This window comes from Pseudomonas sp. GR 6-02 (assembly GCF_001655615.1).
Taxonomy (GTDB): domain Bacteria; phylum Pseudomonadota; class Gammaproteobacteria; order Pseudomonadales; family Pseudomonadaceae; genus Aquipseudomonas.
Genome location: NZ_CP011567.1, coordinates 5,944,430 through 5,965,901 on the forward strand (window position 1 = coordinate 5,944,430; position 21,472 = coordinate 5,965,901).

Annotated in this window: 16 protein-coding genes; 13 read left to right on the top strand and 3 right to left on the bottom strand. The window is 60.5% G+C overall.

The window, feature by feature from the left end; all coding sequences use genetic code 11:
- The first annotated feature begins 130 nt into the window (after positions 1-130).
- The 4 genes from PGR6_RS26410 to PGR6_RS26425 all read left to right on the top strand — a co-directional run bounded on the left by PGR6_RS26410 (position 131) and on the right by PGR6_RS26425 (position 3,572).
- Positions 131-1,096 carry an L-carnitine dehydrogenase gene (locus PGR6_RS26410; RefSeq protein WP_064620854.1) on the top strand — a complete coding sequence of 322 codons (966 nt, stop codon included), beginning with the start codon at positions 131-133 and terminating at the stop codon, positions 1,094-1,096.
- A 179-nt stretch (positions 1,097-1,275) separates the two neighbouring features.
- Positions 1,276-1,746: a thioesterase family protein gene (locus PGR6_RS26415; RefSeq protein WP_064620857.1), complete on the top strand. Its 471-nt coding sequence runs from the start codon at positions 1,276-1,278 to the stop codon at positions 1,744-1,746.
- A gap of 13 nt (positions 1,747-1,759) precedes the next feature.
- The gene (locus PGR6_RS26420) at positions 1,760-2,923 is read left to right on the top strand and encodes a gamma-butyrobetaine dioxygenase (protein ID WP_064620860.1); all 1,164 of its coding nucleotides are present in this window, start codon (positions 1,760-1,762) and stop codon (positions 2,921-2,923) included.
- A 385-nt stretch (positions 2,924-3,308) separates the two neighbouring features.
- On the top strand, positions 3,309-3,572 hold the full coding sequence (locus tag PGR6_RS26425) for a hypothetical protein (protein WP_019580667.1): 264 nt from the start codon (positions 3,309-3,311) through the stop codon (positions 3,570-3,572).
- A 64-nt stretch (positions 3,573-3,636) separates the two neighbouring features.
- Here PGR6_RS26425 and PGR6_RS26430 read toward each other — a convergent pair whose 3' ends face one another.
- The gene (locus tag PGR6_RS26430) at positions 3,637-4,740 is read right to left on the bottom strand and encodes a GlxA family transcriptional regulator (protein ID WP_007975492.1); all 1,104 of its coding nucleotides are present in this window, start codon (positions 4,738-4,740) and stop codon (positions 3,637-3,639) included.
- 490 nt (positions 4,741-5,230) lie between these two features.
- Entirely contained in the window at positions 5,231-6,607 is a 1,377-nt protein-coding gene (locus tag PGR6_RS26435; protein ID WP_018928774.1) for an L-serine ammonia-lyase, read from the bottom strand.
- Between the two features lie 436 nt (positions 6,608-7,043).
- On the opposite strand from PGR6_RS26435, the gene PGR6_RS26440 reads away from it, so the two are divergent.
- The 3 genes from PGR6_RS26440 (at position 7,044) to choV (ending at position 10,078) form a co-directional block, all read left to right on the top strand.
- A complete protein-coding gene (locus PGR6_RS26440; RefSeq protein WP_018928773.1) occupies positions 7,044-7,991 on the top strand; it encodes a choline ABC transporter substrate-binding protein in 948 nt (315 codons plus the stop codon).
- Between the two features lie 66 nt (positions 7,992-8,057).
- The gene (gene choW, locus PGR6_RS26445) at positions 8,058-8,903 is read left to right on the top strand and encodes a choline ABC transporter permease subunit (RefSeq protein ID WP_018928772.1); all 846 of its coding nucleotides are present in this window, start codon (positions 8,058-8,060) and stop codon (positions 8,901-8,903) included.
- Positions 8,900-10,078 (top strand): choline ABC transporter ATP-binding protein, encoded by a 1,179-nt coding sequence (gene choV / locus PGR6_RS26450; protein ID WP_018928771.1) that lies wholly within the window; start codon positions 8,900-8,902, stop codon positions 10,076-10,078. Before choW ends, choV begins: the two co-directional genes overlap by 4 nt.
- 256 nt (positions 10,079-10,334) lie before the next feature.
- On the opposite strand, the gene PGR6_RS26455 is transcribed toward choV, so the two are convergent.
- Complete coding sequence (locus PGR6_RS26455; protein WP_231508959.1) at positions 10,335-12,284, bottom strand: BCCT family transporter; 1,950 nt, start codon at positions 12,282-12,284, stop codon at positions 10,335-10,337.
- A gap of 380 nt (positions 12,285-12,664) precedes the next feature.
- Here PGR6_RS26455 and betI point away from each other — a divergent pair, with 380 nt between their 5' ends.
- From betI to mdtD, 6 genes are all read left to right on the top strand, one after another.
- The gene (gene betI, locus PGR6_RS26460) at positions 12,665-13,258 is read left to right on the top strand and encodes a transcriptional regulator BetI (protein ID WP_018928769.1); all 594 of its coding nucleotides are present in this window, start codon (positions 12,665-12,667) and stop codon (positions 13,256-13,258) included.
- A 110-nt stretch (positions 13,259-13,368) separates the two neighbouring features.
- A complete protein-coding gene (betB, locus tag PGR6_RS26465) occupies positions 13,369-14,841 on the top strand; it encodes a betaine-aldehyde dehydrogenase (RefSeq protein WP_018928768.1) in 1,473 nt (490 codons plus the stop codon).
- A 214-nt stretch (positions 14,842-15,055) separates the two neighbouring features.
- Positions 15,056-16,753 (top strand): choline dehydrogenase, encoded by a 1,698-nt coding sequence (betA, locus tag PGR6_RS26470; protein ID WP_064620863.1) that lies wholly within the window; start codon positions 15,056-15,058, stop codon positions 16,751-16,753.
- A gap of 258 nt (positions 16,754-17,011) precedes the next feature.
- Positions 17,012-18,454, top strand: a complete 1,443-nt coding sequence (locus PGR6_RS26475; RefSeq protein WP_018928766.1) for a TldD/PmbA family protein — start codon at positions 17,012-17,014, stop codon at positions 18,452-18,454.
- Complete coding sequence (locus PGR6_RS26480; protein ID WP_064620866.1) at positions 18,454-19,803, top strand: TldD/PmbA family protein; 1,350 nt, start codon at positions 18,454-18,456, stop codon at positions 19,801-19,803. Before PGR6_RS26475 ends, PGR6_RS26480 begins: the two co-directional genes overlap by 1 nt.
- Positions 19,804-19,828: 25 nt before the next feature.
- On the top strand, positions 19,829-21,415 hold the full coding sequence (gene mdtD, locus PGR6_RS26485; RefSeq protein ID WP_256663648.1) for a multidrug transporter subunit MdtD: 1,587 nt from the start codon (positions 19,829-19,831) through the stop codon (positions 21,413-21,415).
- Positions 21,416-21,472: the final 57 nt, after the last annotated feature.

Below are 21,472 nucleotides of genomic sequence, written 5' to 3' on the forward strand. Positions count from 1 at the left end.
ACGAGCGATGCGGCGATCCGACTTGCCCGCGAAGAGGCCGGTACATCCGGTAGATCTCTTGCGGCAGGAAAGCCGTCTTCGCGAGCAAGCTTCGCTCCTACAGGATCATCGAACTCTTTAGGAAGTCGCCATGAGCTTTATCACTGATATCAAAACCTTCGCAGCACTGGGCAGCGGTGTCATCGGCAGCGGCTGGGTGTCCCGCGCCCTCGCCCACGGCCTCGATGTGGTGGCCTGGGATCCGGCACCCGGTGCCGAAGCGGCGCTGCGCAAACGTGTCGCCAATGCCTGGGGCGCGCTGGAGAAACAAGGCCTGGCACCCGGCGCATCGCAGGATCGGCTGCGCTTTGTCGCCACCATCGAAGAATGTGTTCGCGATGCGGATTTCATTCAGGAAAGCGCCCCTGAGCGTCTGGAACTGAAACTGGAACTGCACAGCAAAATCAGCGCGGCGGCCAAGCCCAACGCGTTGATCGGTTCCAGCACCTCGGGACTGTTGCCGAGCGAGTTTTACGAGAGTTCGACGCACCCGGAACGCTGCGTGGTCGGGCACCCGTTCAACCCGGTTTATCTGCTGCCATTGGTGGAAGTGGTCGGCGGCAAGAACACCGCGCCAGAAGCGGTGCAAGCGGCGATGAAAGTCTATGAATCCCTGGGGATGCGCCCGCTGCATGTGCGCAAGGAAGTACCGGGATTTATCGCCGACCGTTTGCTCGAAGCCTTGTGGCGTGAGGCGCTGCACCTGGTCAACGACGGCGTGGCGACCACGGGTGAAATCGACGATGCGATTCGTTTTGGCGCGGGTCTGCGCTGGTCGTTCATGGGCACCTTCCTGACTTACACCCTGGCGGGCGGCGATGCCGGGATGCGGCACTTCATGGCGCAGTTCGGGCCAGCGTTGCAGTTGCCCTGGACGTACCTGCCGGCACCGGAGCTGACCGACAAGTTGATTGACGACGTGGTGGATGGCACCAGCGATCAGTTGGGCAAACACAGCATCTCGGCACTGGAACGCTATCGTGACGATTGCTTGCTGGCGGTGCTGGAGGCGGTGAAAACCACCAAAGAGAAGCATGGGATGGCCTTCAGCGAATAAACACACACCCTGTGGCGAGGGAGCTTGCTCCCGCTCGGCCGCGAAGCGGTCGTAAAACCAGCAAACGCGATTTGACTGATACCTCGCATCCACCGGTTTTGGGACTGCTTCGCAGTCCAGCGGGAGCAAGCTCCCTCGCCACACATGTGTACACCAGCGATTATCTGTGGAGTTCCACCATGCCCACCCTCACCACCTACCAAACCAGAATCATCCCCGACTGGGTCGACTACAACGGCCATCTGCGCGATGCCTTCTACCTGCTGATTTTCAGCTACGCCACTGACGCGTTGATGGACCGGCTGGGTATGGACAGCAACAACCGCGAGGCCAGCGGCCACTCGCTGTTTACCCTCGAACTGCACCTCAATTACCTGCACGAAGTGAAACTCGATGCCGACGTCGAAGTGCATACGCAGATCATCGGCCACGACCGCAAGCGCCTGCACCTCTACCACAGCCTGCATCTGGTGGGCGGTGACAAGGAGCTGGCGGGCAATGAACAAATGCTGCTGCACGTCGACCTCGCCGGACCGCGATCCGCACCGTTCAGCGAAGCAACCTTGAGCAAGCTGCAGGCCATCGTCGCCGATCAAACCGACTTGCCCGCACCCGCCTGGATCGGCCGAGTGATTGCTTTACCAAAATAATAAGGAGCCCGCCATGAACACCGCCGCCGCTTTTGCCGATTTCCGCACCTATCCATTGATCAGCGCGTTGACCGCCGTGCACACCCTGGCGGACCGAATTCAAGTGAAGTGGGCGGACGGTCGGGTCAGCCCTTTTCATCATCAATGGCTGCGGGACAACTGCCCGTGCCCACAGTGCGTCTACACGGTGACGCGCGAGCAAGTGCTGGAAATCGTCGATGTCGAAGAGCACCTGATGCCTGAAAACGCCACGGTCGATGATGAAGGCTGCCTGTGCGTCGATTGGCAGGATGGCCACCTCAGCCGCTTCGATCCGGGCTGGCTGCGGGCCCATGCCTATGACGACGAGTCCCGCGCCGAACGCCAGGCCGGAAAACCGAAAGCCAGGCTTTGGCACAGCGATTTGCAGCTGCCAGTGTTCGAATACCAGGCCCTGATGGAGAACAACGACGCCTTGTTGCAATGGCTGCTGGCCGTGCGCGATATCGGCCTGACTCAAGTGCGCGGAGTCCCCACCGAGCCGGGCTCGCTGAAGCTGATCGCCCAACGGATTTCGTTCATCCGCGAGAGCAATTTCGGCGTGCTGTTCAACGTGCAATCCAAGGCCGATGCCGACAGCAATGCCTACACCGCCTTCAACCTGCCACTGCACAGCGATTTGCCGACCCGGGAGTTGCAACCGGGGCTGCAATTTCTGCATTGCCTGGTGAATGACGCCGACGGTGGCGAGAGTATTTTCGTCGACGGTTTTGCCATCGCCCAAGCTTTGCGTCAGGAAGATCCAGAGGCGTTTCAAGCCTTGTGTGAAATCCCCGTGGAGTTCCGCAACAAGGACCGCCACAGCGACTACCGCTGCCTGGCGCCGATCATCGCGCTGGATGCATTCGGGCAAGTGTCGGAAATCCGCATGGCGAACTTTCTGCGCGGGCCATTCGATGCTTCAGTGGAGCAGATGCCCAGGCTGTATCGCGCTTACCGGCGCTTCATTGCGATGACCCGCGAGGCGCGTTTCCGGGTGATGACACGGCTTAACCCCGGCGAGTTGTGGTGCTTCGACAACCGCCGCACCCTCCACGCCCGCAACGCCTTCGACCCCGCCACCGGCGCCCGGCATTTCCAGGGTTGCTATGTCGACCGGGATGAATTGCTGTCGCGCATTCTCGTTTTACAACGCTAGACCGCGTCATCGTTCATCGCGGGCAAGCCACGCTCCCACAGGTTACTCACGCCCCCTGTGGGAGCGTGGCTTGTCGGATCGCCGCACCGCCGCGATGGCGTCCGCACAAACAACACAAATTCTGGATTCGCAGGCAAAAAAAACCCCGATCAAGCCGTGACAAGATCGGAGCTGAGGAGGGTACTGTTGAGGAGCTGTTGCGCGAGGGTGACCAAACCTTCGTGATGTCAGCTGAGTCCAGTGTGCCTACTCCCATCCTTAGCAAGTTAGCCGAAAACGACCTGTTCATAGGTATTGCGGCCATTGCGACAAATCGTCCTTGCCGACGCCTACAGCCCCTACCAGAATCGAACCACGACACCGTTCCCTGAAGAAGGATTGCGTCATGATGTACGCCGATTTGATAGACCAGGAAGACCTGTTGAGCCAGCTGAAAGCGTTGGGGTTTTCAGTGCCCCCCGGCGCAACCGCCGAGCAAGCCTGCGAATGCGCAGTACGGGGTTTGAACAACGAGCGGGCAATGGAACTGCGGACCATGGTCAAGCAGATGTACACCAGCAGCGCGTCAATCCAGCCGGCCGTGCGTCAGGCCATTGACAAGCAACTGTTACCGGCATTGGCGCAGTACCAACAGAGCCATAGCGCCTGATTTCCGGGGTGTGAACACTTTGTCGCGAGGGAGCAAGCTCCCTCGCCACAATAGTTTGCCTGGTTTAGAGCCTTACGCTGGCAAACGTCGATTCATTACGCGCCTGGCTCAACGCCGACAGCGGCCCGGACAACGGCGACAGCACCAAGGCTTGCGGCAGCGGCATCATCGCCACTTGTTGCGTGGTATTGGAGCCTACGCGCTCGTCACGCGGCGGAATGCCGAAGTATTCGCGGTAGCACTTGGAGAAGTGCGGCGTGGACACGAACCCGCACACCGACGCCACTTCGATGATCGACATCGGCGTTTGCTTGAGCAGTTGCCGAGCACGGATCAGGCGCAGTTTCAGGTAGTAACGCGACGGCGAGCAGTGCAGGTATTTCTGGAACAGCCGCTCCAGCTGACGACGCGAAACGGCGACATAAACCGCCAGTTCATCAAGATCGATCGGCTCTTCGAGGTTAGCCTCCATCAGCGCCACGATTTCCTGCAGTTTCGGCTGGTTGGTGCCGAGCATGTGCTTGAGCGGCACGCGCTGGTGATCCTGCTCGTTGCGGATGCGCTCGTAGACGAACATCTCCGAAATCGCGGCCGACAGCTCACGACCGTGATCACGGCTGATCAGGTGCAGCATCATGTCCAGCGGCGCGGTGCCGCCGGAGCTGGTGAACCGGTTACGGTCGAGGGTGAACAGCCGGGTGCTCATGGCCACTCGCGGGAAAGCTTCCTGCATAGCGGCCAGACATTCCCAGTGCACGCTGCAATCGAAACCGTCCAGCAGGCCGGCGCACGCCAGGGCCCAGCTGCCGGTGCAGACCGCGCCGAGACGACGGGACTGACGCGCCTGGCTTTGCAGCCACGACACATGCTCACGGGTTACGGTGCGCTGAATGCCGATGCCGCCGCAGACAATGACGGTGTCCATGGGTGGTGCTTTGTGCATGGAGGCGTCGGGGGTGATCTGCAGGCCGTCACTGGCCCAGACCTGACCGCCATCGACGGTGAGCGTGGTCCAGCGGTACAGCTCGCGACCGGACAATTGGTTGGCCATGCGCAGGGGTTCTACTGCGGAGGCCAGAGAAATCAGCGTGAAATTGTCCAGCAGCAGAAAGCCGATGGATTGAGGCGCACGGTTCTGGGGTTGGGCCCCGGAGTTGAACGTCGTCATCGCGGTATCTCCTCACACAAAGCGGGTGATGGCCTCAGGCGGAGGCTCTTTTTATTGCCATCGTTCTCGCGTGGGAGACGGGCTTTGTAATGACAGAGCAATTGCCATGCCTAAATTGAATGCGCGTTCAATAACTCCTGAAAACGACGTCGCGATGCGTCTAGATATGGCGCGCAGAGATAAGAGGTTAAAAGTGCCATCAAAGGCCCCAAACCCGTGCCCCCGTTGCGTGTGAGCAAATCGGTAGCACTTGTGGGAACAGGTCTGCGACGCGGCGGTCAAGAGTGTCACCGCTGGCACAGGTGACGAACGGTCAGGGTTTGAATTTGATCCCCGACCGGGGAGCCGGGCTTGCCTGTTTGCGACGCGCCAAAAGGTGGCGCGTTTTAGTGCGCGTGTTCACTTGGTGCGCAGTTTTGACTGGTCTGGTGTAGCACATGAGGTCTTTGTGGAGAGCAGGCTTGCCCTCTCTCCACAGGTCAACTCGGTCTCAGCACTCAACCGCGCTAACCGCCAAGCCACCGCGCGATGTCTCTTTATATTTGTCGTGCATGTCGGCACCGGTATCACGCATGGTGCGGATCACCCGGTCCAGCGAGATAAAGTGCTGGCCGTCACCGCGCAGCGCCATCTGCGCGGCGTTGATCGCTTTCACCGCAGCAATCGCATTGCGCTCGATGCACGGTACCTGCACCAGCCCGCCCACCGGGTCGCAGGTCAAGCCGAGGTTATGCTCCAGGCCGATTTCCGCCGCGTTACACAGCTGCTCCGGCGTGGCACCAAGAACCTCCGCCAACCCGGCCGCCGCCATGGCGCAAGCCGAACCGACTTCACCCTGGCAACCGACTTCGGCACCAGAGATCGAGGCGTTCTTTTTGCACAGAATCCCTACCGCCGCAGCACTGAGGAAGTAATCGACCACATTGGCGTCGGTCACTGCCTCGCTGAATTTCATAAAGTAGTGCAACACCGCCGGAATGATCCCCGCCGCACCGTTGGTCGGCGCCGTGACCATGCGCCCGCCGGCAGCGTTTTCTTCGTTGACCGCCAGCGCGAACAGGTTGACCCACTCCATCGCGCTCAAGGTCGAGCCGATCACGTTGGGCTTGTTCAGCTCTTGCAAGCTGCGGTGCAACTTGGCCGCGCGACGGCGCACATTAAGACCGCCGGGCAGGATGCCTTCGTGCTTGAGGCCTTGCTCCACACAATCCTGCATGGCGCGCCAGAGCTTCATCAGGCCACTGCGGATTTCTTCTTCGCTGCGCCAGACTTTCTCGTTGGCCATCATCAATTCGGCCACGCGCAGGTTGTGCTTCTTGCACAGGCTGAGCAATTCGACGGCACTGGAGAAGTCGTAAGGCAGTACGGTGTTATCCAGATCCACCACACCGCTGGAAGCTTGCGCCTCGTCGACGACAAAACCGCCGCCGATGGAATAGTAGGTATCGCGATGCAGCTCGCCGTGATCGCCTTCGGCAACCAGGGTCATGGCGTTCGGATGGAACGGCAGGTTCTCGTCGATCAGGCGCATGTCCCGAGCCCAGATGAACGGGACCGACAAGCGGCCGTCGAGCAATAGCGTGTGAGTTTCACGCAAGGCTTCTATACGGATGCCGATTTGCGACGGATCGATCGCGTCGGGCCACTCGCCCATCAACCCCATGATCACCGCGTTGTCGCTGCCGTGGCCGATGCCGGTGGCCGAGAGCGATCCGTATAGCTGAACTTCGATGCGACACACCTGCTCCAGAAGCCCCCGCTCGCGCAAACCTTGCACGAACAGCGCCGCGGCGCGCATAGGCCCCACGGTGTGCGAACTGGAAGGGCCGATGCCGATTTTGAACAAGTCGAAAACGCTGATAGCCATTACTGCTGAACTCCTGGATGTGCCTGCTCCAGGCGCAAAAGCGCCCAGTGACGGAGCTGCTACGCTCAAGCTGCAATCCGTCGAGATGGCCGCATCATCAGGCTTTTACCATGTCGTTCAACGTCTCACACCGACGCACTCATGCCCACTAGCGCCGCAGGTCTCTTACGCAATGTTTTCGCCGTTTTTTTGCGGATCAGCGGGGCAAATCGGGCTGAAAAAAGCTGTAAACGACGTCACCGACACTGGATGCGACCATCCCTGTACTGGTTACGACGCACCCTGTAGGCGTCAGATTTTCACTGGTACATGATCGTATCGACTCGATTGCAAGGCGCTGTGGTAGAGCTGTCTCCAAAACGCCATCCAACCGCAACAGATAAGTGCGGTGGTCCAGTCGGAACACTGCCAAAAAAAACACTTAGGAGTCGCCCCTATGAAAGGTTCCCCGTCGTTGTTGTTGGCCGCCATGCTGAGTCTGCCGTTCCTGGCTCAAGCCGCAGAGCCGGCCCAATGCAGCACCGTAAACTTCTCCGATGTCGGCTGGACGGACATTACCGCGACCACCGCGACCACCAGCGTTGTGCTCAACGCCCTCGGCTACAAGACCAAGACCACGATGATTTCCGTGCCGGTGACCTACAAGTCCCTGGCCGACGGCAAGAACATGGACGTGTTCCTGGGTAACTGGATGCCGACCATGGAAAACGACATCAAGGCCTATCGGGATGCCGGCACCGTGGAAACCGTGCGCACCAACCTCAAAGGTGCCAAATACACCCTCGCCGTACCACAAGCGCTGTACGACAAAGGGCTGCATGACTTTGCCGACATCGCCAAGTTCAAGAAAGAACTCGACGGCAAGATCTACGGTATCGAGCCAGGCAACGACGGCAACCGTCTGATCCAGAGCATGATCGACAAAGACGCCTTCGGTCTCAAAACCGCCGGTTTCAAAGTCGTCGAATCCAGCGAGGCGGGCATGCTGTCGCAAGTCGACCGTGCACAAAAACGCGACACCGCCGTGGTGTTCCTCGGCTGGGCACCGCACCCGATGAACAAACGTTTCAAGATTCAGTACTTGACCGGTGGCGATGACTTCTTCGGCCCGGATTTCGGTGCTGCCACCGTTGCGACCAACACTCGCAAGGGGTATACCCAAGAGTGCAGCAACGTCGGCCAACTGCTGAAAAACCTGGAGTTCACCGTCGACATGGAGAGTACGCTGATGGGCAACATCCTGGACGACAAGATGAAGCCTGAAGCGGCCGCCAAGGCCTGGCTGAAAAAGAACCCACAGGTGCTCGATACCTGGCTCGCTGGCGTGACCACCATTGACGGTAAACCAGGCCTGGAGGCCGTGAAAGCCAAGCTCGCGCAGTAATCGCTTACGCCGGGCAGGCTCGCCTGCCCGGGCTGTTTATTTCCTTGCATGCGGACGTTCACTACCATGCTGATTGATCAGAAAATACCCTTAGGCCAGTACATCGCGAGCTTCGTTGAATGGTTGACGCAACACGGCGCCAGCACCTTCGACGCCATCGCCGTGTCACTGGAAACGATGATCCACGGCGTGACTTTTGCGCTGACCTGGTTCAACCCGCTGGCATTGATCGGCCTCATCGCACTACTGGCACATTTCATCCAACGCAAATGGGGCCTGACCGTTTTCGTCATCGCCTCCTTCCTGCTGATCCTCAATCTGGGGTACTGGCAGGAAACCATGGAAACCCTCGCCCAGGTGTTGTTCGCCACCCTGGTCTGCGTAGTGATCGGCGTGCCGTTGGGTATCGTCGCCGCGCACAAACCGATGTTCTACACACTGATGCGGCCGGTGCTCGATCTGATGCAGACCGTACCGACTTTCGTGTACCTCATTCCTACCCTGACCCTCTTCGGTCTGGGTGTGGTCCCGGGTCTGATCTCGACGGTGGTGTTCGCGATTGCCGCGCCCATCCGCCTGACCTACCTGGGTATCCGCGATGTTCCGGACGAACTGATGGACGCCGGCAAAGCCTTTGGCTGCTCGCGCCGTCAGTTGCTCTCGCGCATCGAACTGCCCCACGCCATGCCAAGCATCGCGGCCGGTATCACCCAGTGCATCATGCTGTCGTTGTCGATGGTGGTGATTGCGGCACTGGTGGGCGCCGACGGCCTGGGCAAACCTGTGGTCAACGCACTGAACACTGCTGATATCGCACTGGGCTTCGAAGCAGGCCTGGCGATCGTATTGCTGGCGATCATGCTCGACCGTATCTGCAAACAACCCGAAGCCAAAGTAGGGGGTGACGCATGAGCATTATTCGCTTCGAAGACGTGGACGTGATCTTCTCCAAAGATCCACGCGCCGCTCTCAAACTGCTCGACCAGGGCATGACCCGCAACGAGATTCTGAAAAAGACCGGGCAAATCGTCGGTGTCGAAAAGGCCAGCCTGGACATCGAGAAAGGTGAAATCTGCGTACTGATGGGTTTGTCCGGCTCCGGCAAATCCAGCCTGTTGCGCTGCATCAACGGCCTCAACACCGTTAGCCGTGGCAAGTTGTTCGTCGAACACGAAGGCCGGCAGATCGACATCGCGTCCTGCACCCCGGCGGAACTGAAGATGATGCGCACCAAGCGCATCGCGATGGTGTTCCAGAAGTTCGCCCTGATGCCTTGGCTGACGGTGCGCGAGAACATCAGCTTCGGTCTGGAAATGCAGGGTCGCCCCGAGAAAGAACGCCGCAAACTGGTGGACGAGAAGCTTGAGCTGGTGGGCCTGACCCAGTGGCGCAACAAGAAACCCAATGAGCTCTCCGGCGGCATGCAGCAGCGTGTCGGCCTGGCCCGTGCGCTGGCGATGGACGCCGACATCCTGCTGATGGACGAACCGTTCTCGGCCCTCGACCCGCTGATTCGCCAAGGCCTGCAAGACGAGCTGCTGGAACTGCAAAACAAGCTGAGCAAGACCATCGTCTTCGTGAGCCACGACCTCGATGAAGCCCTGAAGCTGGGCAGCCGTATCGCGATCATGAAAGACGGCCGGATCATCCAGTACAGCGTGCCGGAAGAAATCGTCCTGAACCCTGCGGACGATTACGTGCGCACCTTCGTCGCCCACACCAATCCGCTGAACGTATTGTGTGGTCGCAGCCTGATGCGCACCCTGGACAACTGCAAACGCATCAACGGTTCGGTGTGCCTGGATCCGGGCGGCGATTCGTGGCTGGACCTGGCCGAAGGCAACACCATCAAAGGCGCGCGCCAGAACGGCTCGAGCCTGGACCTGCAGAAATGGATACCTGGGCAAGCGGTTGAAGCCCTGGGCCGTCGACCAACGCTGGTGGACTCCAACATCGGCATGCGCGATGCGCTGCAGATTCGTTACCAGACCGGCAACAAGCTGGTGCTGCACGACAACAACAAAGTGGTCGGGATCCTGGGCGACAGCGAGCTGTACCACGCGCTGCTCGGCAAGAACCTGGGGTAAGCAAGACAGCAGACACAAAAACGCCGCGAGATGATCGCGGCGTTTTTGTTTGTGCAGATATCAGGTCTGGAATACCGACAACTGTGGCGAGGGAGCTTGCTCCCGCTGGGTTGCGGAGCGACCCCAATCCAGACACCACGGTATTTCAGATAGATCGCGTAACCAGGATCTACGACTGCTTCGCAGCCGAACGGGAGCGAGCTCCCTCGCCACAATGGAGATGCGGTGCATTCACTGCACCGCATCACCTCAAACCTCAGCTATAAACCCGGCCTAGCAGCTGCCGATGGCTTTCAAACTGATCGAGCACGTCACGGGTGATCTGATCCTGAGTGAAGCCCATCAAGTCATAGTCCTGGCTGCCGTTGTGCAGGTACACCTCAGCGCGGTAGTAACGTGCGCGCGGTTCATCGGCACTTTCGGCCGACACCGCTTCACTCGCCGCCGCCAGATAACCGTCCAGGCTCACTTCGTAGACAAAAGGGTTGCCCTCTTCCATCTCGATCCGCAGGCCCATGCAACGCTTGGCTTTACCCAGCAACGTTTGCACGTTCAGGCCCTTGCCACGCAGTTGAACCACGGCCTCTTCCAGCGCCGGGCTGACTTGTTTGTCCATGAAACGCTGAACAATCGACTGATTCGGCTGCAGATCCAGCTGGGTCAGACGCTCGCTGAAACCACGACGACCACGCGCTGCCAGTTCCGCTTGCTCCTGTTCGATCTGCACGTCCTGGCGCATGGCCTTGTGCAAACCGAACATGAAGAACACCAGCACCACCGAGAACGGCAGCCCCGCCAGCACCACCATGGTTTGCATGGCTTCGAAGTTACCGGCGAACAGCAGACCGATGGTCACCAGGGTGATCACCACCGACCAGAAAATCCGCAGCCAGTGCGGCGCGTCTTCGTCGACGTTGCCGCCCTTGCAGGAAAGGTTGGCCATCATCACCGCGCCGGAGTCCGCCGGGGTCAGGAACAACACGAAGCCAACAAAAATCGACACGCCAATGACAACTTTCGACGCCGGGTAATGCTCAAGCAACTGGTAGATCGCCATCGATGGCTGTTCCAGCGCCGTCTTCCCGAGCTCCACCGCCCCATGGTTCATCACCAGGTCCAGGGCCGAGTTACCGAAGATCGACAGCCATGCCAGGGTGAAACCCAGCGGGATCAGCAGCACACCGGCGACCAGCTCACGCACCGTGCGACCACGGGAAATACGCGCGATGAACATGCCGACAAATGGCGCCCAGGAAATCCACCAGGCCCAGTAGAACAGGGTCCACAGGCCCAGCCAGCGGTCAGACTTCTCACTGTCGCCTTCATACACGTAGAGGTCGAAGGTCTTCAGCACCACGCCATTGAGGTAGTCACCAATGTTCTGCACAAAGCCGTTGAGCAGGTGCAGAGTCGGGCCGAACAACAGCACGAAAATCAGCAGACCGCTGAACAGCACGATGTTCAGGTTGGACAGACGACGAATGCCGTTTTCCACGCCGGACACCGCTGCGATGGTCGCCACGGTGCTCATCACGATGATCACGATCAGCAAGTTGGTGTTGCTGTGCGCCATGCCGAACAGGTTTTCCAACCCCGACGAGACTTGCAGCGAACCGATCCCCAGGTTCGTCACCAGCCCCAGCAGGGTCACGAACATGCCGAAGCCGTCCACCGCATGACCGGCCGCGCCTTTGACCCAACGCTCGCCGACCAACGGATAAAGCGCCGAACGCAATGCCAACGGCTGGTTATGACGGTAAGCAAAGTACGCCACGGCCAGGCCGACCAAGGCGTAGATCGCCCAGCCATGCAGGCCCCAATGCAGGAACGTCAGCTGCACTGCCTGGCGTGCGGCAAGGTTGCTGCCGGCGACGCCTTCCGGCGGGTTGAAGTAATGGTCCAGCGGCTCGGACGCACCGAAGTACAACAGCGAGATGCCGATACCCGACGAGAACAGCATCCCCGCCCAGGCGCCGTAGCTGAAATCCGGGGTATCGTCCTTGCTGCCCAACTTGAGCTTGCCGTAAGACGAAAACGCCAGGCCGACGACAAAAACCAGATAGGCGGCGATCACCACCATGTAGTACCAGCCGAAGCTGCGGGACAACCAGGCCTGGGCAATACCGAGCATTCTGCCGGCCTCTTGCGGGGCGACGATCAGAATGGCGGTCAACAGCAGGATCAGCGCGGTAGAGGTGTAGAACACCCAACCGTTGACCATCACCTTCTCGGGTGGGGTCTTTATTAGAGAGGCAGAACTCATGGCACAGATGCTCCGGGCAGTGCGAGAGAAGAACACAAGGCAACGCGGTACCCGACCAATCGATTAGTTGGCAGCCGACCGGCGGGTGATATAAAGACACCCCGAAAAAAGCCCGAAACCCCTGGAACGCGTCTGCGTATGGGTTTCGAGCATTTTTGGATGTCGGTTTATCGTCATTTACACGTAGGAAAAATCTGTAAGCAGCGACGAATTGTCGCAGATCTTATTCTTTGTTGATTGAACGTTCAATCAAAACAAAATAGACTGGCCCTCAATCCGGTAGCCGTATTTCGTCCACCGGAAGGCCTAAGGAGATGTGCAAGATGCCCAAGGTCGGTATGCAACCCATCCGCCGCCAGCAATTGATCGAAGCCACGCTTCAGGCCGTCGATCAGGTCGGCATGGGGGACGCCAGCATTGCGCTGATCGCCCGTTTGGCCGGTGTCTCGAATGGCATCATCAGTCACTATTTTCAGGACAAGAATGGCCTGATCGCCGCCACGATGCGGTATCTGATGAGCGTCCTCAGCGAGAACGTCACCGCGCGCCGTCAGGCGATGGCAGATGACAGCCCACGGGCGCATCTGCAGGTGATTATCGAAGGCAACTTCGACGCCAGCCAGGTCAATGGCCCGGCAATGAAAACCTGGTTGGCCTTCTGGGCCACCAGCATGCACCAGCCGTCTTTGCACAGGTTGCAGCGGATCAACGATCACCGTCTGTATTCCAACCTGTGCTGCCAGTTCCGCCGTGCGTTGCCGCTTGATCAAGCGCGCAGCGCCGCCCGGGGCCTGGCAGCCCTCATTGACGGTTTGTGGTTGCGCGGCGCGCTGTCGGGAGATGCTTTCGACACCGAGCAGGCGCAAAGAATCGCTTACGAATACATGGATATCCAATTGGCCAAGCAGGTGAGTTAGAGCACACATAAAACCGCTCAGCCCCTGAACGCCACTGATCAGCGTCGCCAACGCTACACGGCACGTCCCAGTGGTTAACGCCAACCAACTTATGCACTTGCGAGGACTTTATGGCCCGTTTCGAACTGCAAAAACTCTACATCGACGGCGGCTACAGTGACGCCAGCAGCGACGCCACCTTCGAAGCCATCAACCCGGCTAACGGTGAAGTCCTCGCAACCGTACAGCGTGCGACCAAGGAAGACGTCGAGCGTGCAGTGGTCAGTGCCGAAAAGGGCCAGAAAATCTGGGCTGCGATGACCGCCATGGAGCGTTCGCGCATCCTGCGTCGTGCCGTCGACATCCTGCGCGAGCGCAACGATGAACTGGCCGCCCTGGAAACCCTGGACACCGGCAAGGCGTACTCCGAAACCCGTTACGTCGACATCGTCACCGGCGCTGACGTGCTGGAATACTACGCAGGTCTGGTACCGGCCATCGAAGGCGAGCAGATTCCACTGCGCACCACTTCTTTCGTCTACACCCGTCGCGAGCCACTGGGCATCGTGGCCGGTATCGGCGCGTGGAACTACCCGATCCAGATCGCCCTGTGGAAATCCGCTCCAGCCCTGGCGGCCGGTAACGCGATGATCTTCAAGCCAAGCGAAGTCACCTCGCTGACCACCCTGAAACTGGCCGAGATCTACACCGAAGCCGGCCTGCCGGCTGGTGTGTTCAACGTGTTGACCGGTAGCGGCCGTGAAGTCGGCACCTGGCTGACCGAACACCCACGCATCGAAAAAGTCTCCTTCACCGGCGGCACCGACACCGGCAAGAAAGTCATGGCCAGCGCTTCCGCCTCCACGCTGAAAGACGTGACCATGGAACTGGGCGGCAAATCCCCGCTGATCATTTTCGACGACGCCGACCTCGATCGCGCCGCCGACACCGCGATGATGGCCAACTTCTACAGCTCCGGTCAGGTCTGCACCAACGGCACTCGCGTGTTCGTCCCGAGCCACCTGAAAGCCGCGTTCGAAGCCAAGATCGTTGAGCGCGTTGCACGCATCCGCGTTGGCAACCCGGAAGACGAAAACACCAACTTCGGCCCGCTGGTCAGCTTCGCCCACATGGAAAGCGTGCTGGGTTACATCGCCAAAGGTAAGGAAGAAGGTGCTCGCCTGCTGTGCGGCGGCGCTCGTCTGACCGACGGCGAATTCGCCAAAGGCGCATTCGTGGCCCCGACCGTGTTCACCGACTGCACCGACGAGATGACCATCGTGCGCGAAGAAATCTTCGGCCCGGTGATGAGCATCCTGACCTACGAAACCGAAGAAGAAGTGATCCGTCGCGCCAACGACACCGACTTCGGTCTGGCTGCCGGCGTTGTTACCAAAGACCTGAACCGCGCGCACCGCGTGATTCATCAACTGGAAGCCGGTATCTGCTGGATCAACGCCTGGGGCGAGTCCGACGCCAAGATGCCGGTCGGCGGCTACAAGCAGTCGGGCGTGGGCCGTGAGAACGGCATCAGCTCGCTGAACAACTTCACACGCATCAAATCGGTACAGGTCGAACTGGGCGATTACGCCTCGGTTTTCTGATCTGACGCGAACCTGAAGCTGGGGCCTTTGTGGCGAGGGAGCTTGCTCCCGCTGGGCTGCGAAGCAGCCCCAACTTCAGGTTCAGCGCTCATTCAGACAGAACACGGTCGCTGATTTGCGACTGCTGCGCAGCCGAGCGGGAGCAAGCTCCCTCGCCACAGTAAGTGACAAATCCGCGACCGCGACCTGACCAACTTCAAAGAGGGTGCATTCAATGTCCCAAGTATTCGATTACATCATCATCGGTGCCGGCTCCGCCGGTAACACCCTGGCGACCCGTCTGACTGAAGACGAAGGCGTCACTGTCCTGCTGCTCGAAGCGGGCGGCCCGGATTACCGTCTGGATTTCCGCACACAAATGCCGGCGGCTTTGGCGTTCCCGCTGCAAGGTCGTCGCTACAACTGGGCGTACGAAACCGATCCAGAGCCACACATGGACGGTCGCCGGATGGAATGCGGTCGCGGCAAGGGCCTGGGTGGTTCTTCGCTGATCAATGGCATGTGCTACATCCGCGGCAACGCCATGGACTACGACAACTGGGCGAAACTGCCAGGCCTGGAAGACTGGACTTACCTCGACTGCCTGCCGTATTTCCGCAAGGCGGAAACCCGTGACATCGGCCCGAACGACTACCACGGTGGCGACGGTCCGGTCAGCGTGACCACGCCCAAAGCCGGCAACAACCCGCTGTTCAGCGCGATGGTCGAAGCAGGCGTGCAGGCCGGTTACCCGCGTACCGAAGACTTGAACGGTTACCAGCAAGAAGGTTTCGGCCCGATGGACCGCACCGTGACGCCGAAAGGCCGTCGCTCCAGTACCGCTCGCGGTTACCTGGACATCGCCAAGAAGCGTTCGACCCTGACCATCGTCACCCACGCCCTGACCGACAAGATTCTGTTCGAAGGCAAGCGTGCAGTCGGCGTGCGTTACCTGATCGGTGCCGCCGAAGAACGCGTTGAAGTCCGTGCCCGCAAAGAAGTGTTGCTGTGCTCCGGCGCCATCGCGTCGCCGCAGATCCTGCAACGCTCCGGTGTCGGCCCGGCCGAACTGCTGAAAAAGCTTGATATTCCGGTGGTCCACGACCTGCCGGGCGTCGGTGAAAACCTGCAGGATCACCTCGAGTTGTACCTGCAATACGCCTGCACCCAACCGGTCTCGCTGTACCCGTCGCTGCTCCTGCACAACCAGCCGGCCATCGGTGCCGAGTGGCTGTTCAACGGCACCGGCATCGGCGCCAGCAACCAGTTCGAAGCCGGCGGTTTCATTCGTACCCGCCCGGAATTCGAATGGCCGAACATCCAGTATCACTTCCTGCCGGTAGCGATTAACTACAACGGCAGCAACGGCGTGAAAGAGCACGGCTTCCAGGCACACATGGGTTCCATGCGTTCGCCAAGCCGCGGTCGCATCCAGGCCAAGTCCAAGGATCCGCGCGAATACCCGAGCATCCTGTTCAACTACATGGCTACCGAGCAGGACTGGCAGGAATTCCGCGATGGCATCCGCCTGACCCGTGAAATCATGCAACAGCCGGCGCTGGATGCCTTCCGTGGTCGCGAAATCAGCCCCGGCATCGACGTGCAAACCGACGAGCAGCTGGACAAGTTCATCCGCGAGCACGCCGAAACCGCGTTCCACCCGTCCTGCTCGTGCAAGATGGGCACCGACGAAATGGCCGTGGTCGATGGCGAAGGTCGTGTGCATGGCATGCAAGGCCTGCGCGTGGTCGATGCCTCGATCATGCCGATCATCACCACCGGCAACCTGAACGCACCAACGATCATGATGGCCGAGAAAATCGCCGACAAGATCCGCGGTCGTAAACCATTGCCGCGCAGCAAGGCCAAATACTACGTGGCCGGCGGTGCACCGGTGAAGGGCAAGCCGTTGCGGGATGTGAGCGCTCAGTAAGCCGTAACACCGAGGCGCGGCCTTCGCGGGCAAGCCTCGCTCCTACAGGGAATCGCATTCGCCCTGTAGGAGCGAGGCTTGCCCGCGAAAGCGTCCGCCCAAGCAATAGATAAATTCCTGACTCACCCAACCTCAACTCTTCCTACACCGCTCTTCACTTGATCCTACCCCCCACGCAGGCCTAATCTAGCGCCACGCAAACGTTTCCCCCCCTCGCAACACCGATTCGCCGCCACTCCATACCAAGGAGGTTCCCGAATGTTCGATTTCCACCCCCAGCTCAAGCAGCGCTTCGCTGCGTTGCGCACGGGCGCTGAATTCTTTTCGCTGCGTTATGTTCGCGAATCCGGTCAGTATCTTTCAGTGCGCAAGAACGTCGCCGAACCACCGAGCCTGAGCCGGGACGAAGGTGCGATGCTGACCGTTCGGGTCAACGGCGTCGAAGCCTATGCCGCGACCAACGACTTGTCCCAGTCCGGGCTGCAAGCCGCGCTGGAGAAGGCCGAGCAACAAGCCCGTCGACTCAAGCCACACGCCCTCCTCGACTTGCGTGAGCAAGCGGTTTCCAGCGAGCGCGCCGACTATTTCTCGCCGAGCCTCGACCAACCCTTCCCGTCTCTCAGCGATTGCTACCAACTGCTCGGCGCCGAATCTGCCGCCGTGCCCAAGGACGAACGCCTGGTGAACTGGCAGGCGAGCATCGGTATCACCAACGTCGAGCAGATCTACCTCAACAGCGCCGGCGCCGAACTGCGCCAGGCCCAGCGCTTCGTCTACCCGAGCATGGACGTCACCGCCTACGACGGTAGCGACAGCCAGACCCGCACCCTCGGCCGCGAGAATTTCGGTCAGCAGGGCGGCTTTGATGTGATCAGCCGCTGCGGCCTGATCGGCGCCGGCCCGAAAGTCGCCGACCAGGCGTTGCAATTGCTGCTGGCACCGAACACCCCGCAAGGCCCGCGCGACCTGTTGCTGATGCCCGACCAGATGATGCTGCAGATCCACGAGTCCATCGGTCACCCGCTGGAACTGGACCGCATCCTGGGCGACGAGCGCAATTACGCCGGCACCAGTTTCGTCAAGGCGCAAGACTTCGGCCGCCTGCAATACGGCTCCGAACTGCTCAACGTGACATTCGACCCGGACATCCCCGAACAGCTCGCCAGCTACGGCCATGACGACGAAGGCACCGCCGCCAGCAAGCAATTCCTGATCAAGCAAGGTTTGCTGCTGCGACCATTGGGCGGCGCGCTCTCGCAGTTCCGGGCCAGCCTCGACGGCGTGGCCAACAGCCGCGCCTGCGGCTGGAACCGTCCGCCGATCGACCGCATGGCCAACCTCAACATCGAGCCCGGCGATCAGCCGCTTGAGCAACTGATCGGCAACATCGAGCACGGCATTTTGATGAGCACCAACCGTTCGTGGTCCATCGACGATGCGCGCAACAAATTCCAGTTCGGTTGCGAATGGGGCCAGTTGATCGAAAACGGCGAACTCAAAGGCGTGGTGAAGAACCCGAACTACCGGGCGATTTCCGCGCAATTCTGGAAGAGCCTGCGCGCCGTCGGTGACGTCAGCACCTTCAAGGTGCTGGGGACGCCGAACTGCGGCAAGGGCGAACCGAACCAGGTGATCCGTGTCGGCCATGCGTCGCCGGCCTGTGTGTTCAGCAACGTTGATGTGTTTGGGGGAGATGCCTGATGAGTACGTCCACGAGCACTTCAAAAAGCCAGGCCGATTCGTTCAAGGCCTTGGTCGACTGGCTGCGCGATGCACTGCGCACGCCTGAGCAGTTCACCCTCAGCTACGCCGCCGAATCGTCGGCCTTCGTGCGTTTCAACCACGCCAAGGTGCGTCAGGCCGGGCAGGTGCAGCAGGCAAGCATCGGCTTCAAACTGATCAACGACGGCCGCCACGCCGACCTCGATATCACGTTGTCGGGCGATCCGGAAGTCGACCTTCAGCGTCTGGCCGAGGGGCTACAACAGTTGCGCGAAACCCTGCCGTTGCTGCCTCAGGATCCGTACCTGCTGCTCAACCATGACGACTGGCAGAGCAATAACGTGCAGGAACATCCGCTGCCGGATACCGAGCAGGTGGTCGCTGAAATCACTCAGGCCGGCGAGGGGCTGGATCTGGTCGGTTTCTATGCCGCCGGGCCGATCAGTCGCGGCTTCGCCAGCTCCTCGGGCGCGTTCGGCTGGCATCAGGCCAATAGCTTCAACTTCGATTTCAGCCTGTTCCATGAAAACGGTCAGGCGGTGAAAGCCAGCTATGCCGGGCACGACTGGAACAGCGCCGGGTTTGCCCGGCGTTTCCAGCAGGCCCGCGAGCAGTTGGCGTTTCTGGGTCGGCCAACGCGCACGCTGGCGCCGGGTCAGTACCGCGCCTACCTCGCGCCGGCAGCCCTGGAAGAAATCATGGGCATGCTCAGTTGGGGCGGGTTCTCGGCGCAGTCGATTGCCAGCAAGAGCAGTCCGTTGCAGAAGCTCTACGGTGGCGACAGCTCGTTCAGCCCGTTGGTGTCCCTGGATGAAAAAGTCAGCGGCTCCCTGAGCCCGGCGTTCTCCGGTGAAGGTTATCCGCGCAGTGATCTGCGGCTGATTGTTGAGGGCAAGGCGGGCGAGCAACTGGTCGGTTCACGCAGCGCCGCCGAATACGGACTGACCGCCAACGGTGCTGGCGGCGGTGAAGCGCCAAGTGCGTTGAACATGGCGGCCGGCTCGTTGCCTGACGCCGAGATCCTCAAGCAACTGGGCACCGGTTTGTATATCAGCAACCTGTGGTACCTGAACTACTCGGACCAACCGGCGGCGCGCCTGACCGGCATGACACGGTTCGCGACCTTCTGGGTCGAGAACGGCGAGATTCAGGCACCGGTCAGCACCATGCGTTTCGATGACAGCGCCTACAGCCTGCTCGGTTCGCAGCTGGAAGCGTTGACCGAGGAACGCGAGCTGATGTTGTCGGCCAGCACCTACAGTCAGCGGAACACGTCTTCGGCATTGCTGCCGGGAGCGCTCGTCAGCCGACTGACCTTGACCCTGTAAACACAAAAACCTGTGGCGAGGGAGCTTGCTCCCGCTGGGCTGCGAAGCGGCCCCAGACCGGCAATGTGCTCTATCAGACAGACCGCATTCACCGGATTTACGACTGCTACGCAGCCGAGCGGGAGCAAGCTCCCTCGCCACAGGGTTCAGCGCCAGCCACGAATCTGCATTAACAAGAGGCCCCATGCCCAACCGCCCACCTCTCGACGCCGTCACCGCCCGCTGGTTGCCATGGGTCGTCGCCATTGCCTTCTTCATGCAGTCCCTCGACGGGACAATCCTCAACACCGCCCTCCCCGCCATGGCCCGGGACCTGGCCGAAGACCCGCTGCGCATGCAGGGTGTGATCATCGCCTACATGCTCACCGTCGCCTTGCTGATTCCCGCCTCCGGCTGGATCGCCGACCGTTTCGGCACCAAGAAAATCTTCTTCGGTGCCATCCTGTTGTTCAGCATCGGCTCATTGCTCTGCGCCTTGTCGAGCACCCTGAGCATGCTGATCGGCGCCCGGGTGATCCAGGGCCTGGGCGGCGCCTTGATGTTGCCGGTCGGACGCTTGGTAGTGCTGCGCGCGTATCCGCGCTCGGATCTGGTGCGGATCATGGGGTTCATCACCATTCCCGGCCTGCTCGGCCCGCTGATTGGCCCGACCATGGGCGGCTGGATGGTGCAATACCTGACCTGGCACTGGATCTTCCTGATCAACCTGCCGGTGGGCGTTCTCGGTTGCTACGCGGTATGGAAATTCATTCCCGACCTGCGCGGCAGTGAACGCACCCGCTTCGATAGCCTGGGCTTCTTGCTGTTCGGCGCGGCGATGGTGCTGATCACCATCGCCATGGAAGGCCTCGGCGAACTGCGTCTGCCGCACTTGCGGGTGATGTTGCTGTTGTTTGCCGGCATGGCCTGTCTGGCGGCCTATTGGCTGCGGGCTGGGCACATCGACAATCCACTGTTTGCACCATCGCTGTTCAAGACCCGGACCTTTGCCGTGGGCATCCTCGGCAACCTGTTCGCCCGGTTGGGCAGCGGCGCATTGCCGTTCCTGGTGCCGTTGCTGCTGCAAGTGGCGCTGGGCTATTCGCCGTCACAGGCCGGGATGAGCATGCTGCCCCTGGCCGCGGCCGCGATGGTCGCCAAATCGGTGGCGCGGCCGTTGATCGAACGTTTCGGCTACCGCATCGTGCTGACCGGCAACACACTGGCGCTGGGGATCATGCTGGCGAGCATGGGTCTGGTCAGCGAGCAGACGCCGTATTGGCTGTTGCTGGGCCAGTTGGCGATTCTGGGGGCGATCAACTCCTTGCAGTTCACCGCGATGAATACCGTGACACTGATCGACCTCGACGACGCCAGCGCCAGCAGCGGCAACAGTTTGCTGTCGGTGGTAGCGCAATTGTCCCTGAGCCTGGGCGTGGCGTGCGCCGGTGCGCTGCTCGGCGGATTCACGGCGGAGATGGGCAATGACGACGTGGACACGGTGCTGGGCGCGTTCCAGCTGACGTTTGTGACGGTAGGCATCATGGCGATGCTGGCTGCAACGATCTTCTCGCAGCTTTCACCAAAGGATGGCCGACGGATGGTCAGCCGTGAGCACGATATCGAGCACTGACCCGTAGCAGCTGCCGAGGCACGAGGCTGCGTTGGGCTGCGAAGCGGCCCCCCGGGG

Coding starts and splice junctions, on each gene's coding strand:
- PGR6_RS26410 (WP_064620854.1), top strand. CDS start 131: ATGAGCTTTATCACTGATATCAAAACCTTCGCAGCACTGGGCAGCGGT.
- PGR6_RS26415 (WP_064620857.1), top strand. CDS start 1,276: ATGCCCACCCTCACCACCTACCAAACCAGAATCATCCCCGACTGGGTC.
- PGR6_RS26420 (WP_064620860.1), top strand. CDS start 1,760: ATGAACACCGCCGCCGCTTTTGCCGATTTCCGCACCTATCCATTGATC.
- PGR6_RS26425 (WP_019580667.1), top strand. CDS start 3,309: ATGATGTACGCCGATTTGATAGACCAGGAAGACCTGTTGAGCCAGCTG.
- PGR6_RS26430 (WP_007975492.1), bottom strand. CDS start 4,740: ATGACGACGTTCAACTCCGGGGCCCAACCCCAGAACCGTGCGCCTCAA.
- PGR6_RS26435 (WP_018928774.1), bottom strand. CDS start 6,607: ATGGCTATCAGCGTTTTCGACTTGTTCAAAATCGGCATCGGCCCTTCC.
- PGR6_RS26440 (WP_018928773.1), top strand. CDS start 7,044: ATGAAAGGTTCCCCGTCGTTGTTGTTGGCCGCCATGCTGAGTCTGCCG.
- choW (WP_018928772.1), top strand. CDS start 8,058: ATGCTGATTGATCAGAAAATACCCTTAGGCCAGTACATCGCGAGCTTC.
- choV (WP_018928771.1), top strand. CDS start 8,900: ATGAGCATTATTCGCTTCGAAGACGTGGACGTGATCTTCTCCAAAGAT.
- betI (WP_018928769.1), top strand. CDS start 12,665: ATGCCCAAGGTCGGTATGCAACCCATCCGCCGCCAGCAATTGATCGAA.
- betB (WP_018928768.1), top strand. CDS start 13,369: ATGGCCCGTTTCGAACTGCAAAAACTCTACATCGACGGCGGCTACAGT.
- betA (WP_064620863.1), top strand. CDS start 15,056: ATGTCCCAAGTATTCGATTACATCATCATCGGTGCCGGCTCCGCCGGT.
- PGR6_RS26475 (WP_018928766.1), top strand. CDS start 17,012: ATGTTCGATTTCCACCCCCAGCTCAAGCAGCGCTTCGCTGCGTTGCGC.
- PGR6_RS26480 (WP_064620866.1), top strand. CDS start 18,454: ATGAGTACGTCCACGAGCACTTCAAAAAGCCAGGCCGATTCGTTCAAG.